The organism is Vibrio sp. B4-6 (genome assembly GCF_963888245.1).
GTDB classification, from domain to species: Bacteria; Pseudomonadota; Gammaproteobacteria; order Enterobacterales; family Vibrionaceae; genus Vibrio; species Vibrio anguillarum.
In genome coordinates this window covers 241,914-256,309 of sequence record NZ_CAWPIM010000033.1, presented here as the reverse complement: position 1 = coordinate 256,309, position 14,396 = coordinate 241,914, and the positions used below count along the sequence as shown (strand labels likewise).

12 protein-coding genes are annotated in these 14,396 nt (G+C 38.5%); 10 read left to right on the top strand and 2 right to left on the bottom strand.

What is annotated here, in order from left to right:
* Positions 1–41 precede the first annotated feature (41 nt).
* Positions 42–290 (bottom strand): hypothetical protein, encoded by a 249-nt coding sequence (locus tag AACV20_RS10490; RefSeq protein WP_064626008.1) that lies wholly within the window; start codon positions 288–290, stop codon positions 42–44.
* A gap of 554 nt (positions 291–844) precedes the next feature.
* Here AACV20_RS10490 and AACV20_RS10485 point away from each other — a divergent pair.
* Genes AACV20_RS10485 through AACV20_RS10445 form a run of 9 tightly spaced genes read left to right on the top strand, consistent with a single transcriptional unit; the run spans position 845 to position 11,574 of the window.
* A complete protein-coding gene (locus tag AACV20_RS10485) occupies positions 845–2,005 on the top strand; it encodes a polysaccharide export protein (RefSeq protein WP_170907222.1) in 1,161 nt (386 codons plus the stop codon).
* 25 nt (positions 2,006–2,030) lie between these two features.
* Positions 2,031–2,471, top strand: coding sequence for an arsenate reductase/protein-tyrosine-phosphatase family protein (locus tag AACV20_RS10480; protein WP_017045428.1), 441 nt, complete (start codon positions 2,031–2,033; stop codon positions 2,469–2,471).
* 40 nt (positions 2,472–2,511) lie between these two features.
* Positions 2,512–4,680 carry a polysaccharide biosynthesis tyrosine autokinase gene (locus AACV20_RS10475; protein WP_170907221.1) on the top strand — a complete coding sequence of 723 codons (2,169 nt, stop codon included), beginning with the start codon at positions 2,512–2,514 and terminating at the stop codon, positions 4,678–4,680.
* A gap of 45 nt (positions 4,681–4,725) precedes the next feature.
* The gene (locus AACV20_RS10470) at positions 4,726–5,916 is read left to right on the top strand and encodes an oligosaccharide flippase family protein (RefSeq protein WP_017048901.1); all 1,191 of its coding nucleotides are present in this window, start codon (positions 4,726–4,728) and stop codon (positions 5,914–5,916) included.
* Positions 5,906–7,279 (top strand): hypothetical protein, encoded by a 1,374-nt coding sequence (locus AACV20_RS10465; RefSeq protein ID WP_170907220.1) that lies wholly within the window; start codon positions 5,906–5,908, stop codon positions 7,277–7,279. The genes AACV20_RS10470 and AACV20_RS10465 overlap by 11 nt, the downstream gene beginning before the upstream one ends.
* The gene (locus AACV20_RS10460; protein ID WP_170907219.1) at positions 7,276–8,169 is read left to right on the top strand and encodes a glycosyltransferase family 2 protein; all 894 of its coding nucleotides are present in this window, start codon (positions 7,276–7,278) and stop codon (positions 8,167–8,169) included. The genes AACV20_RS10465 and AACV20_RS10460 overlap by 4 nt, the downstream gene beginning before the upstream one ends.
* Complete coding sequence (locus AACV20_RS10455) at positions 8,166–9,320, top strand: hypothetical protein (protein WP_170907218.1); 1,155 nt, start codon at positions 8,166–8,168, stop codon at positions 9,318–9,320. Before AACV20_RS10460 ends, AACV20_RS10455 begins: the two co-directional genes overlap by 4 nt.
* Complete coding sequence (locus AACV20_RS10450) at positions 9,317–10,405, top strand: glycosyltransferase (protein WP_170907217.1); 1,089 nt, start codon at positions 9,317–9,319, stop codon at positions 10,403–10,405. Before AACV20_RS10455 ends, AACV20_RS10450 begins: the two co-directional genes overlap by 4 nt.
* 32 nt (positions 10,406–10,437) lie before the next feature.
* Positions 10,438–11,574, top strand: a complete 1,137-nt coding sequence (locus tag AACV20_RS10445; protein WP_170907216.1) for a glycosyltransferase family 4 protein — start codon at positions 10,438–10,440, stop codon at positions 11,572–11,574.
* 60 nt (positions 11,575–11,634) lie between these two features.
* Here AACV20_RS10445 and AACV20_RS10440 read toward each other — a convergent pair whose 3' ends face one another.
* Positions 11,635–12,633 carry a sugar transferase gene (locus AACV20_RS10440; RefSeq protein WP_170907215.1) on the bottom strand — a complete coding sequence of 333 codons (999 nt, stop codon included), beginning with the start codon at positions 12,631–12,633 and terminating at the stop codon, positions 11,635–11,637.
* A gap of 379 nt (positions 12,634–13,012) precedes the next feature.
* On the opposite strand from AACV20_RS10440, the gene AACV20_RS10435 reads away from it, so the two are divergent.
* On the top strand, positions 13,013–14,329 hold the full coding sequence (locus tag AACV20_RS10435) for an MBL fold metallo-hydrolase RNA specificity domain-containing protein (protein ID WP_170907214.1): 1,317 nt from the start codon (positions 13,013–13,015) through the stop codon (positions 14,327–14,329).
* Positions 14,330–14,396: the final 67 nt, after the last annotated feature.

The following is a 14,396-nucleotide window of genomic DNA, read 5'->3' as shown; positions in this document are numbered from 1 at the left end:
AAAAAACAACCGCCAATGGCGGTTGTGAATTAAGCAGGCGCTTATTGCGCTGCGGTTACTGTAGTGGTAGTAGAAGTACCTGAATTGCTTGCTGCAACTACTACACCCGCTACAAGTGCACCACCGATAGCTACAGACGTTGCCGTTACTGTACCTACTGCTGCCGTTGTCGCTGCTGTACCGCCAGCGGCTCCGCCAGTGGTTGACGCTGCTGTTGTCTCTTCAACAGCAGCCATCGCTACGCCACCAAAAGCAAAAGATGCTAATAGTGCGATTGCTGTTTTTTTCATAGTATTCCCCATGAAGTTTAATTACATCGATGTATGCCCAATATAGATTGGGCGTCGCAACAATAAACATTATTGATGTCAATGTAAACAAGTTGCACTCTAGGCGAATCGACTATTTCAATTAAGATTAAAAAATAATCAGCTATTAACTAACTTAATAGTAAATAAAGCGAAATCAATAAGGAAAATACTTACAGGGTAGGAAAATACTTACTTCACATTCAATAGTAACCTATGTATCATTCCGCAGCCTTTGATAGTACAAAAAATTGATAAATCAAATTTTATTTTCATTACTCTTTTATTGATTATATTGTAATTTGAACGTCTGATTAGTGGGTGCTGTGCTGCATTTTAATGAATAACCTATTTTCAATTGTCATCGGCTTAAACGTATTTAACACCGTCATAGGGAGCGCCCTAGGGCGGTAGCGTGCCAGCAAGTTTTTATGTATGACTTCTAGCACATTGATATATAAACACATTACTCATGTGCCTTGGCTTCATATAAGCACCTTGGTCATGACTGTGATTGAAATAGCAGGAACGTTCGCGTGTCAAAAAAGTATTTGCCTTTGATCATCGCCTCAGTAGTTTTAACGGGGTGCACCATTCCGGGTTCACACCTACCTACGGGTGAAAGAAATGCCGCATGGGAAGCAGAAAGCAACGAATCCTTATCTTCTCAAGTGAATGTCTACCCCCTTACTCCTGCTTTTATTAAAGAGCTGAAAAAATATAAAAATCAGCCTATTACCCAACCCAATGCTCCATTAGAACAAGAAATTGCTCGCTACGAATATTACATCGGCCCTGGTGATGTGCTTAATATCACCATCTGGGATCACCCGGAGTTAACCATTCCTGCCGGTTCATACCGCAGTTCGGCGGAAGCGGGTAACTGGGTCCATGCGGATGGCACCATCTTTTACCCTTACATTGGTGAAGTGAGTGTGGCGGACAAAACCGTAACGGAAATCCGCCAAGTGATTTCAGAAAAGTTAGCTAAGTACATTGAGTCACCTCAGGTAGATGTCAACGTCGCTTCTTTCCGCTCGCAAAAATCCTACATTACTGGTGAAGTTAAAACGCCGGGTCAGCAAGCCATCTCAAATATTCCCTTAACATTATTAGATGCAATTAACCGTGCTGGTGGTATTACCACGGATGCAGATTGGCGCAATGTGACGCTGACTCGTAATGGTAAAGAGGAACTTCTTTCTCTTTATGCTTTGATCCAGAAAGGCGATTTAACGCAAAACCGCTTACTGCGCGATAGCGATATCGTGCATGTGCCACGTAACGACGGGCAAAAAGTGTTTGTGATGGGCGAAGTCAAACAGCCACAAATGCTGAAAATTGACCGTACAGGTATGAGCCTGACCGAAGCCTTGAGCACAGTCGGCGGCATTAATGAATACGAAGCCGATGCCACGGGTATTTTTGTGATTCGCGGCGCGCAACAACAGCAAGCCGTGTTAAGCCACGCGGCGCCCAACCAAGATGACCCTATCGCCAATATTTACCAGCTCAATATGCAAGATGCGACGGCGTTAGTTATGGGCACAGAGTTTGAATTGCAACCTTATGATGTGGTGTATGTTACCACCACGCCTGTTGGGCGCTGGAACCGTTTGATCAGGCAATTGTTGCCAACCATCAGCGGCTTTAATGAGCTGTCTGAAGGTGCGTTACGGGTGAAAAATTGGCCATAACTGAATAGTAAATAAGAGAAAAAACGTGTTTTCTAAAATATTAGTGGTGTGTGTCGGTAACATCTGCCGTTCACCAACAGGCGAGCGAGTATTACAAAAGCTATTGCCGAATAAAGAAGTGGCTTCGGCTGGTATTGCTAGCGCCAAAAGCCATCTTGAGGGCAAACCCGCCGATACCATGGCCAGCCAAGTTGCTGCCGAACATGGCATTGATTTAGCTGGTCATGCATCACAGCAGCTCACGTCAGCGCTTTGCAGCCAGTATGATTTAATTCTCGTGATGGAAAAGGGGCACATTAGTGCATTAAGTGAGATAGCCCCTGAAGCACGCGGCAAAGCCATGTTATTTGGGCAATGGATAGGCCAGCAAGACATCCCCGACCCATATCGCCAAAGCAAAGAAGCATTTGACCATGCCTACCAGTTAATTGACCAAGCCGCGCAAGCTTGGGCCAAAAAGCTGTAATCACCATAAGCCAAAACAGGCCGTTAGGACTTTAAACACAATGACAGCACAACAGATTAAACAACGCGTCGACACCACTTCTGACGAAATCGATCTCGGTAAATTGTTTGGCCTTCTGCTGGATGGCAAATGGATCATTCTCGTGACGACCACTTTCTTTGCTATCTTTGGCATTGCCTTTGCCTTGCTCTCAACACCGATATACAAAGCCGATGCTTTGATTCAAATCGAACAAAAAGGCTCTGGCGGTATTTCATCATTAGTCGGCGGGGAAATGAGCGATCTCTTCTCTTCTGAATCATCCGCCACCACTGAAATTGAAATCATCAAATCACGGATGATTTTAGGCGACACTGTTCATAAATTTAACCTAACAACCTTAGTTGAGCCGGATTACTTTCTCGTTATTGGTAAAGGCATTGCGCGCCTTCGCGGGCAAATCAACCGCATTCAAGTCAGCCGCTTTGAACTGCCAAGTTATGCATGGCAAACGGGCCACCAAATAGTGGTGCAGGATGCAGAACAAAAAACCTACCAGTTAGTGCGTGAAGATGGTCGCGTAATACTCAGCGGTAAAGTCGGTGAACTGGCAAAAAGTGATGATTACCAACTGTTTGTCACCGATTTAGATGCCAATAGCGGTTTTGCATTTAACATCAGTAAACAAAGTGAGTTAGATGCGATTAAATGGCTGAAAGATAACTTATCAGTGATTGAACGCGGTAAACAAACCGGCATTGTTGAGCTCTCTTTCACCGGCGAAAACCCTAGCCAAATTCAAGCGATTTTGGATGATATAAGCCAAAACTATTTTTTGCAGAACGTGCAGCGCAATTCGGCAGAAGCTGAAAAAAGCCTAGCTTTCTTAAAAGGCCACCTGCCAACCATTAAAACAGAATTAGACAGCGCGGAAGATGTATTAAACCGCTACCGCCAAGCCAATGATTCGATTGATTTAAGTTTAGAAGCGAAATCCACCTTAGAAGTGATGGTGAAGCTAGAGGCGCAGCTTAACGAACTCACGTTTAAAGAGAGTGAAGTGAGCCAGCGTTTCACCACTGACCACCCAGCGTACAAATCACTATTGGATAAACGCCAAATCTTGCTTGGTGAAAAAGAGCGCTTAAATCAGCAAGTACAAAAGCTGCCTAAAACCCAGCGCGAAATTTTACGCATGACGCGTGACGTACAAGTAAACCAGCAAATTTACATTCAATTGCTGAACAAAGTGCAAGAGCTGAACATCATTAAAGCCGGAACGGTCGGCAATGTACGCATTTTAGACAGCGCAGCCACCTACGCAGAAGCCGTGAAACCGAAAAAACCACTGCTTGTTGTACTCGCGACCTTGCTTGGCGGCATATTAAGCGTTGGCGTGGTATTGGTGAAAGCGGCGCTGCACCGCGGCGTAGAAAACCCAGATGATATTGAACAGCTTGGCCTTTCGGTTTACGCCAGCGTACCTAAGTCGATTATGCAGTTGGAATTTGCAGAAAAAATCAATAAAAAGCGTAAATCCCTGCAAGAGATGATGCTGCTGGCGGAAAGTAACCCGGCGGACCTTTCTATTGAAGCGCTACGCGGCCTACGGACCAGTTTGCACTTCGCGATGTTAGAAGCCAAAAACAACGTGGTGATGATTTCTGGCCCTGCGCCGGGCATTGGTAAATCGTTTGTTTCCACTAACTTTGCTGCGGTTGTAGCCAAAACTGGGCAAAAAGTGCTGCTGATTGATGCCGACATGCGCAAAGGCTACTTACAACAACCTTTCGGTGTTAAATGGGAAAATGGCCTTTCAGACCTGCTCAGTGGCAAAATTGATTACGCGCAAGCGATCAAAACCACCCAAGTAGATAACTTAGACATTATGACGCGCGGCCAAGTGCCACCCAACCCTTCAGAACTGCTTATGCACCAACGTTTTAAAGCTTTAGTTGAATGGGCTTCACAAAATTATGACCTAGTGATTATTGATACCCCACCAGTGCTTGCTGTGACTGACCCAAGCATTGTGGGTGCCCATGCTGGTACAACGTTAATGGTGGCACGCTTTGGCCTAAATACCGCCAAAGAGATTGATGTCGCCAGAAACCGTTTTGAACAAGCCGGTATTGAAGTGAAAGGTGTGATCTTTAATGCGGTAGAGAAGAAAGCGTCTAGCTCATATGGGTATGGGTACTATAACTACAGTTATGGTATTGATAAATAAATTATAAACCTTATCGAGATAAATATATTGGTTAATATAAGCGTTATGACGGGTACAGCAGCTAAAATGCTCCAGCTTATGACAAGCTCTTTTTTTGAGTCGATAGTAAGATTTTTTGGGATATGTATGCTTGTTAAAGCATTATCCCTAGAATCGTTTGGTGAGTATTCTATTATCGTATCAGTCGCAGCAATAACCGCTACAGTAGTTAATTTTGGAGGATATAACTTGATTATGTCCTCTAAAAAAGAAGTTAAAGAAATATACTTTTCCGAAATATTATTAACACTATTAAATACATTTTTTCTGATCTCTTTATTATTGTTGTTGTCACTTTTATATGATCTAAGTTTATTGGTATTTTCCATTTTTTTAGCTGAACACTTTATAGTTTCAATTCAAGCTATTACTTATGCTTCTTTATTAAAAGAAAGAAATGAGTTGGTTTTATCGCTAGTGAGAACTACTATTTCTCTATTTTTCCTTTTAGTTTGTGCATTACTTTCATATGTTGATTCATCTGAGAGTTTTTTTATCATCCTTTATGTTTTGTATTCATTTTTTTCATGTTTAATTTATATTTATTCTGTCATCTATAGTAGCAATAAAAAAATAATATTTACTTTGCCATGTATTAGTGAATATCAGTTTAGATTGAAGGATGGAGTATGGTTTTTAGCATCGGGTTTAGCACGAAGCGCTTTTTTTAATATTGATAAGGTAATTGTTGGTTTTTTCTTTAGTAAAGAAACTACAGCCATATATGCTATTGCAATGCGAATGCATAATGCATTGTTTAGTATTGTTAATTCAGCGTTAGCTACAACGGAAAGTGCATTTTATAACCTCAGAAATAGTGAATTAAAAAATCATTATAAAAAATCATTTAAATACAGCTTCTGTATTTCTTTTATGATTTCTTTATTTGGGGTTTTTACGATTCCTTTTCTTATAAAACTATTACCTAATGATTATTCTATTATAGTTAACTTTTTGTATGTGATCTCAATAACGTTAATTTTTCAAAGTATTCTATGGAATAACCTTAATTATTTTAATGGAATAAGGAAAGAGAGAGTTAGGTTACTTTGCATGATGTTAGGTATTATTGTACTATTTTTATTGAATGGGGGTAATTTTCTTTTTTCTCTCGGAATATTTCCATTATATATATATATGATATCTATTCTTTTTATACTTTTATATTCATTTAGTAAGGTTGATAATGAAAGTTGAAAATCATTTCTTAAGATTTAAATCTGGCAAAGAATCAATTAAGCATCCTACTGAGTTTCTCACCCCAGGCCGTTTTGATCTTTTTTTTAAGCTTCTCTATCTTGATATGCTTGAACTGGGTGATCCTAGAGCTAGTGAGATATATGATAAACATATATGTATAATTACAGAAGGCACGGTTAAAGAGAAAGGAAATAAAAGAAAGAACTCCTATGATATTTTTAGAAAAGAGTTTATTTCTATTTATGAAAGTATAAGAAAAACAGGTTTTTGTTCTGAGGAAAGTATTATTCCTATTGGGAATGATGGAAATATACTTGATGGGGCTCATAGAGTTGCATCGACTATAAAATGTAATGTTGAAGTATTAACTATAGAACTAGACTCACAATGTAAGTATTATAGTTACCAATATTTTATTAATAATGGTATGTCTGATGAATATTGCTCATTAGCATTGAAAAATGGATTAAAATACATAAAAGATATTAATCTGGCTTGTATTTGGCAAGGTGATGGCCTGTTGGAGCTATTATCTGATTATAGTGATATTTATTTTGTTAAAAGCATGAAATCTACATATACATCAGTTAAAAATTTAGTTGTCGAATTCTATTCTGGTGAGAGTTGGATTGGAAATGTAGATAATTCATTTTCTGGAGCAGATGGTAAGGTTGTTCCATGTATAAATGAAGATAAATACATATATATCGTTTGGTTTAAGACAAGCGAAAATCTATTAGAACTAAAAGATAAATTGAGAGAAACTGTAGGTGTCGGTAAACACTCTGTCCATATTACAGATGGTAGAGATCAATGTATAGCTCATTCAAAATTTATATTGTCACAAGCCTTTAATCTTTTAATAAATAACTTTTCATTTAATCGTAACATATGTATTGACTATTTAAAAAAGCTTAATAATGAGAGTTATCCATCAAGTGCAATTTTATCTGGTAGTGCAATTCTTTCTTTGTCAAATAAGAGGAAATCATCAGATGTCGATTATTTTTATGATGAAGATATCGATGGTGAAATAAAAGAAAATACGCATAATTCTTTCACGCAATATCTACCTTATGATAAGAAACTAATGTTTAATAACGATCTTGTTACTTTTTGTTTTTTAGGGTATTTATTTCTTGATTTGTGGTCAATAATTGAATTCAAAAAAAACAGAAATGAAGAGAAAGATATTGTAGATATAAAGTTGATATATAGTAATAAAAGTAAAATGACTGATGTTTTTAAAAGTTTCTGGGTCTTTTCTAAAATTAAAATCAAGCATAAGGTTATCAAGTTTTTAACTATAATTAATCTTATTGATTTTGCTCTTATAGTTAAGAAAAAGGTAATGAGATGATTGATACTCTTATATCTGTTATTCTTCCAATATATAAAGAACCTCTTGAATGGGTTAAGGATTCAGTCAATTCTATCTTGACACAAGATGAAAGCAATTTTGAATTAATAGTAATTTTAGATTGCCCTGATAACATACCAGTAAATGAATGGATTAAAAGTATAGGAAAATCAGATAGCAGAATTAAACTTTACGAAAACTCATGTAACAAAGGATTGATCTATAATCTAAACTATATGATCTCGATAGCAAAGGGGAAATATATTGCAAGAATGGATGCCGATGATATTTCGTTTGAAAATCGGCTTAGTGAGCAACGAAAATTTCTTGAAGATAAAAATCTTGATATTGTCGGATGTAATATGCTGTGTATTGATGAGTTTGGTGATGAAATAAAGCCAATGTCAAAACAATTAGAAATGGTTACTAAAAATAATCATGAAATTTTTTTTAAATCACCTGCATATCATCCTACTTGGTTTGCTAAGAAAAATATCTTGAAAGATTTAAAGTATCGACAGGTTAAGCATGCAGAAGATTATGATCTTTTATTGCGAGCTCTCATGAAAGGAATGAAAATTGGGAATGTCCAAGGCTATTTGTTAAAATACAGAGTTAATCGATCATCTATATCAAATAAGAACTCTTATTATCAAATGTTAATGAAAGAAAAGATAATAAATCTTTATATGGAAAATAGACTGAATACTTGTATACCATCTAGCGAAAATAATTCTAGATTGATTATCTCGATACATAAATTAGCTCATATATTATTCCTTAAATTTTCTAAGAGAAAAAAAATTCTCTTTCCATTAATAGTTCCAATATGTATTCTAAGTGGATTATATCGTGCGCATTTCAAAAGATATATTTTAATGAAGTTATGATTTTTATTATACCTTTTTTATTATTATTTCCTAAGATCGGTCTCTTTGATGTAGGTGTATTGATCCTATTTGTTTTTTCTCTTTTAAAAGGGGATAAAAAATTTAGAATTGACCCATTTGTTGTATCTATCTTACTGATTCTATCAATATCATTGTTATCTGCCATTTATAATGGCGGTATTATTACATCAGAATATGCATTAAAGCCAGTTCGTATTTTGTTACTTTATTTTTCTGTTACAGCATTAACCACCATTAATTATACTGATGTCGTCAAAGGTATAATGGTGGCTGTGTTGGTTAATTCAATAATGATGTATATTCAGTTTTTTTCTGAATTGCATGGATTACCTGTTTATTACAATCCAGAATTCATTGATAGATTTGACATGATTTATCGCCAGCCTGGTTTCTACTCTGGCTATCCTGAGCATTCAATAATAGCAGCATGTGCATTCATTCTATTATTTCGAGAGCATAAAAAATTATTTTATATATGTCTTGTTTTCACTATGCCTTCATTATTGTTATCAGGTAGAACGGGTATTTATGCATTATTAGTTGGGGTGGCTTTATATTTGTTTTTCCTATCATTTAGAAAGCCTAGATTGTTAATTTATTTGACCACTTTTTTAATTTCACTATATTTGATTCTATATTTTGTTAAACTGTTTGAAGGGTATTTTAATCCGCAAATAATATTTGCTGTAGAGCATATATTACTACCTATTCAGGGGGTGTTATCTGATTCAGGAAGGTTGGGTGATTATAGTACGGATGATCTTATAAATAATCATTATTTTCTTCCTGATGATTGGCACGGATTGTTGATAGGTAATTCTCTTCCTCCATTTGATGGAGGAGTGAAATCGGACGTTTCATTTATAAGAATAATATTTGGGAATGGTATTTTTTCACTGATTTTATATTTGTTTTGTTTTGCTTTTCTTGCTAGGAAATTATTTTTAAGCAATAAAATTGGAACTAGTGAGGCATTTATCATAGTGTTTATATTTCTAGTCTCCATATTTAAAGGTCCATTCCTTTTTTCTCGGATTGTTGGTGATGTTTTTATAATATTGTGTGTGTTGGCTAGATTACCTGATTCAAATGTACTATTAAATAAACAATTAAAAGTTGGTAGGCTATGAAATTAATTTTTGTTATTACTGGCCTCGGAATGGGGGGGGCTGAAACTCAGGTTTGTAGCCTAATTGATCGATTATCGGCTCATGGTCATGACATTTTTTTGCTCTCGTTAACAGGGGAAGGCATTAATAAACCCAAGAGCTCAACAGTAAAGCTAATTGAATTAAGGATGCATAAAACGCCATTGGGGGTTATACAGGCGTATTGGCAAGCCGTAAAATTTATTCGTAAATTTCAACCTGATGTGATGCATAGCCACATGGTACACGCCAATATTTTTTCCCGTTTGCTGTGTTTAACTTCTCCAATCCCTCGTCTGATTTGTACTGCGCACAGTAATAATGAGGGCGGAAAATTAAGAATGCTGGCTTATCGTTTAACAGATAAATTGTGCGATTTAACCACCAATGTTAGTCAAGAAGCGGTCGATACTTTTGTCGCGAAAAAAGCCACCAAACCAGAACGAATTGTTGCATTGCATAATGGTATTGATTTAGTTAAATTTTCATTTAAACCCATCGCTCGTAAGCGTTGTCGAGAAGAACTTGGGCTTAATGCTAATCAAACGTTGCTATTAGCGGTGGGGCGGTTTACGGAAGCCAAAGATTACCCCAATTTGTTGCGTGCTTTTGCCCAACTGGTCAAACGGCAGCCTAATGTTAAATTAGCCATTATAGGCAAGGGGGAATTATCTGCATCGATTGAGGCGTTAATTGAGCAGTTAGAGCTTAAGTCATATGTTGTCCTTTTGGGTCTGCGATTCGATATCGTGGATTGGATGTCAGCCGCAGATCTGTATGTAATGTCATCCGCTTGGGAGGGGATGCCTATGGTTTTGCTCGAAGCGATGGCAACCGAACGGGTGGTTATTGCTACGGATTGTGGTGGTGTTCGTGAAGTAGTGGGCGATTATGGCTATTTAGTTCCACCGCGCGATAGTGAAAAATTAGCCAATTCTATTGAGCAAGCCTTAGCACTTTCACCGCAAGAGCGGAGAACTCTTGGGGAAAATGCGCGAAAGTATGTTGAAAGCCGATATTCATTGTCTGTAGTTGCGGATAAGTGGCTGGAAATTTATCAGGGTTAATTTTTCTTATTTGTCAGTTGGATATTTAATTTATGAAATTAATTATGGTGGCGAATACTGCATGGTCAGTATTTAATTTTCGCCACTCTCTAATTAAAGAGTTATTGAGCTGTGGTGTGGAGCTCTATGTTATCGCCCCTGAGGATAAGTTTTCAGAAAAGCTGGCTGAAATGGGCTGTCAAGTGCTCGATTTACCTATGCAAGCAAAAGGGGTAAACCCTATTGCTGATTTCGGTTTAATGCTACGTTTATTGCGTCATTACCGCGAAATAAAACCCGATTTTATTATTCACTATACGATCAAGCCTAATATTTACGGATCTCTAGCTGCTAAATTAGTCGGTATTCCTTCTTTAGCGATTACCACTGGCCTAGGCTATACCTTCGTTAACCAAAATGTGGTTTCACAAGTAGCCCGTCAACTTTATAGGTTCGCCTTCCGTTACCCTAAAGAAGTGTGGTTTTTAAATGAGGATGATCGATGCGCCTTTTTAGGTCATCGTCTAATCGAGCCAAATAAAGCGGTATTGCTGCATGGCGAGGGGGTTAACCTTAACCACTTTGTACCGAGTAACAAACCACAACCTGATGAGAATATTCGCTTCCTACTGATAGCTCGTATGTTGCGAGATAAAGGTGTGTGTGAGTTTGTTGAGGCGGCGCGACAAATTCGTAAGCAGTACCCACAGGCTATTTTCCAATTGCTGGGTGATTGTGGTGTGCCTAACCCAAGTGTGATTGGGCGTGAGGAAATTGCCCAGTGGGAAAAGGAAGGGATAGTGGAGTATTTGGGCACAACAGATGATGTGCGCCCCATTATTGCTCAAGCGGATTGTTTAGTTTTACCTTCTTACCGTGAAGGTATTCCAAGAACCATGATTGAGTCGGCTGCGATGGCAAAACCTTTGATTGTGTCTGATGCACCAGGTTGTCGTGATGTAGTACTCGATGGTCAAACTGGCTATCTGTGTGAAGTGAAAAATACTCTTTCACTGGCGCAGCGTTGCGAGCAATTTTTAACACTCAGTGATTCAGAGAAACAGGCAATGGGTAAGGCTGGTCGTGCCTTTATGGAAGACAAGTTTGATGAGAAATGGGTCATCAAACAGTATTTTACAACACTCAAAAGATATGATGTATTGCCTGCTAATAATGAAGTTTTGATATAAAAATCTTGTTTTAAATAAAAAAGGTTCCTTACGGAACCTTTTTTATTCTAAGTGATTTTATTACCTTCCCATCCCAAACAAAACTGTCTTGACGGTCAACAACAAAACCTTCAATTCCATGCGCCAGTTCTGGTGCTTAATATAGTACACATCGTATTTATGTTTCCATACTGCATCTTCTACTGATGCACCGTAAGGGTACTTCACTTGAGCAAGCCCTGTAACTCCCGGTTTCACCGCATGGCGAAAACGGTAGTAGGGAATTTGCTTTTCAAGCTCATCAATAAATACTTCACGTTCTGGCCGTGGGCCAACCATCGACATTTCCCCTTTTAATACATTGATTAATTGAGGAAGCTCATCAATTCGTGTTTTACGAATGAATTTGCCCACTTTGGTCACTCGTGCATCATTTTTTGTTGCCCACTGTGCGCCATTTTTTTCTGCATCATTACGCATTGAGCGAAACTTAATCACTTCAAATTCTTTGTTGTATTGTCCTGTCCGTCGTTGTTTGAAAAAAATAGGACCGGGTGATTCTAGCTTAATGAGAAGTGCGGTGATGAGCCCAACAGGTATTGCGACAGTCGATAAGCTGAAAACAAAAAAGAGATCAATAAAACGTTTTTCTCGGCTATGTCTTTTGTTTGATAAAATAGAAAAGGCTTTTTGGTGCAAGAAGTAACCGCTGTGCAGTAGCTCTGTTTCTGTATAGCCTACTTTTCGGTCAAAATAGCTGACCAGTGGCTCAACCCATGCACCAAACTCGGTCGCAGCGATTAAAAATAGCTGTTGACGTTTAGACAAATTCGCACTTTTAAAATGACAAAGTGTTTTATTTTTAAAATCGACTAAGTTGTAGTTGTTTACTTGGTAGTGAATTGGATGTCGAGAGAGCACGGTGTGAATTTTGCACGCATCTTCGTCTGGACAATAAATGTACACTATCTCATTAGCCAAACTGTCAATCGTTTGATCTTGTCCATCGTAATCGCCTAATTCAGAGAGTTCAGCAACGGATTCACGGTGTTGTGTTGACTCATTAAAAATATCAGTCATAGCCTTAGTCTTTCTGGTTTATTAATTTAATAACCTAGCGCGATTATATTATCATTGATTTCTTATGCTTTCCTGCAAGGATATACCTACTTTGTAGGAATATTCCTATTTGGGCGGGCAGTATAGACTATTTTTCTGATATGTCATACCAATTACATTTATTATCCCCGGTATACCGATTCTTCTTATGTATATATATCCGAGTATTTGGTATTGAAAATTAATCAATATTGATGATTTTGAAATTAATGCAATCAATTTATAAGGATGGCATCGCGTTTTACAACAGTGAGTGATATTTTTTGTCGAGACATTAACCATGTTGTGTTGTTTATTTAACCGCTAAATATGCGAGCAAACATAAATTCAGGAGAAGAATATGGATATTATTCACCATGGTGGAAAAGAGACCGTCACGGGCTCTTGTCATGAGCTGAGGCTTGGGAAGAAAGGGGTTTTGGTTGATTGCGGCTTATTCCAAGGGCGTGATAGCCGACCAATGGCGATTGATTTTCCATTAACTCATCTGCAGGCGTTGTTGTTAACTCACTCGCATATTGATCACATCGGCCGTATACCTTGGTTATTAGCGGCTGGTTTTCATCAGCCTATTTATTGCACACCCGCTACCGCAGAATTACTCCCGTTAATGTTAGAAGATGGTTTAAAGCTTCAACTTGGCTTAGGGCAAACACAGCGTACAAGAATATTAGAAAGGCTCAATAAACAAATAAAGCCGGTGAATTATGGTGTGTGGCAGCGTATTTCTCGTGATTTAGACAATACTTATTTTCGCTTTACGCCTGCGGGCCATATTTTAGGGTCAGCGTTTATTGAAGTGAAACTGCCAAATAATGAAATTGTCCTGTTTTCAGGGGATTTAGGCCCCAGCAACACACCGTTATTGCCAGACCCAGTCTCTCCGCCTCGCGCCGATTATCTGCTGATTGAATCAACCTACGCGAACAAAACCCACGACAATGTGCAGCTGCGGGCGCAGCGCTTAAAGGCCATCATCAACCGTTCTTTGCAAGACGGTGGCACCATTTTAATTCCAGCATTCAGTGTGGGCCGAACACAAGAGCTGCTGTTTGATATTGAACAATTGATCTTCAGCGGTGAAATTGATGGCAATATTCCGATTATTTTAGATTCACCTATGGCGCAACAGGTGACGAAATCTTACCGAAAGTTTAAAAAATTGTGGGGAAAAGAGGCGAAAAAGCGTTTGGATGCACAAAGGCATCCGCTTGCGTTTGAACAGTGTATTACCGTTCAAGATTATCGAAGCCATCAAGCATTGGTCAACCGTTTAGCCTCAACAGGGGAAGCGGCGATTGTGGTGGCCGCGTCTGGCATGTGTGAAGGTGGCCGAGTGATGGCCTATTTAAAAGCGCTGTTGCCTGATAAAAGAACCGATGTGATCTTTGCGGGCTTCCAAGCACAAGGCACTCTGGGCCGAGCAATAGCGCAAGGCGATCACTCGGTGATGATCGATGGCGATGAGGTGCTTGTGAATGCACAGGTTCACAGTATGTCGGGCTATTCTGCCCATGCCGACCAAGCCGATTTGTTGCGCTTTATTGAGGGCATTGCGACTAAGCCTAAGCAAATTCATTTGATTCATGGAGAACCCACCACAAAGCAAGCTTTTGCGGTTACGTTGCGCAGTTTAGGTTATGAGGTGATAGATTGAGCGCAATGTTTTACCGTGTTAATTGCATTGTTAATAGCAGTAACTTACTTTTAATAGGTGTAAAAAA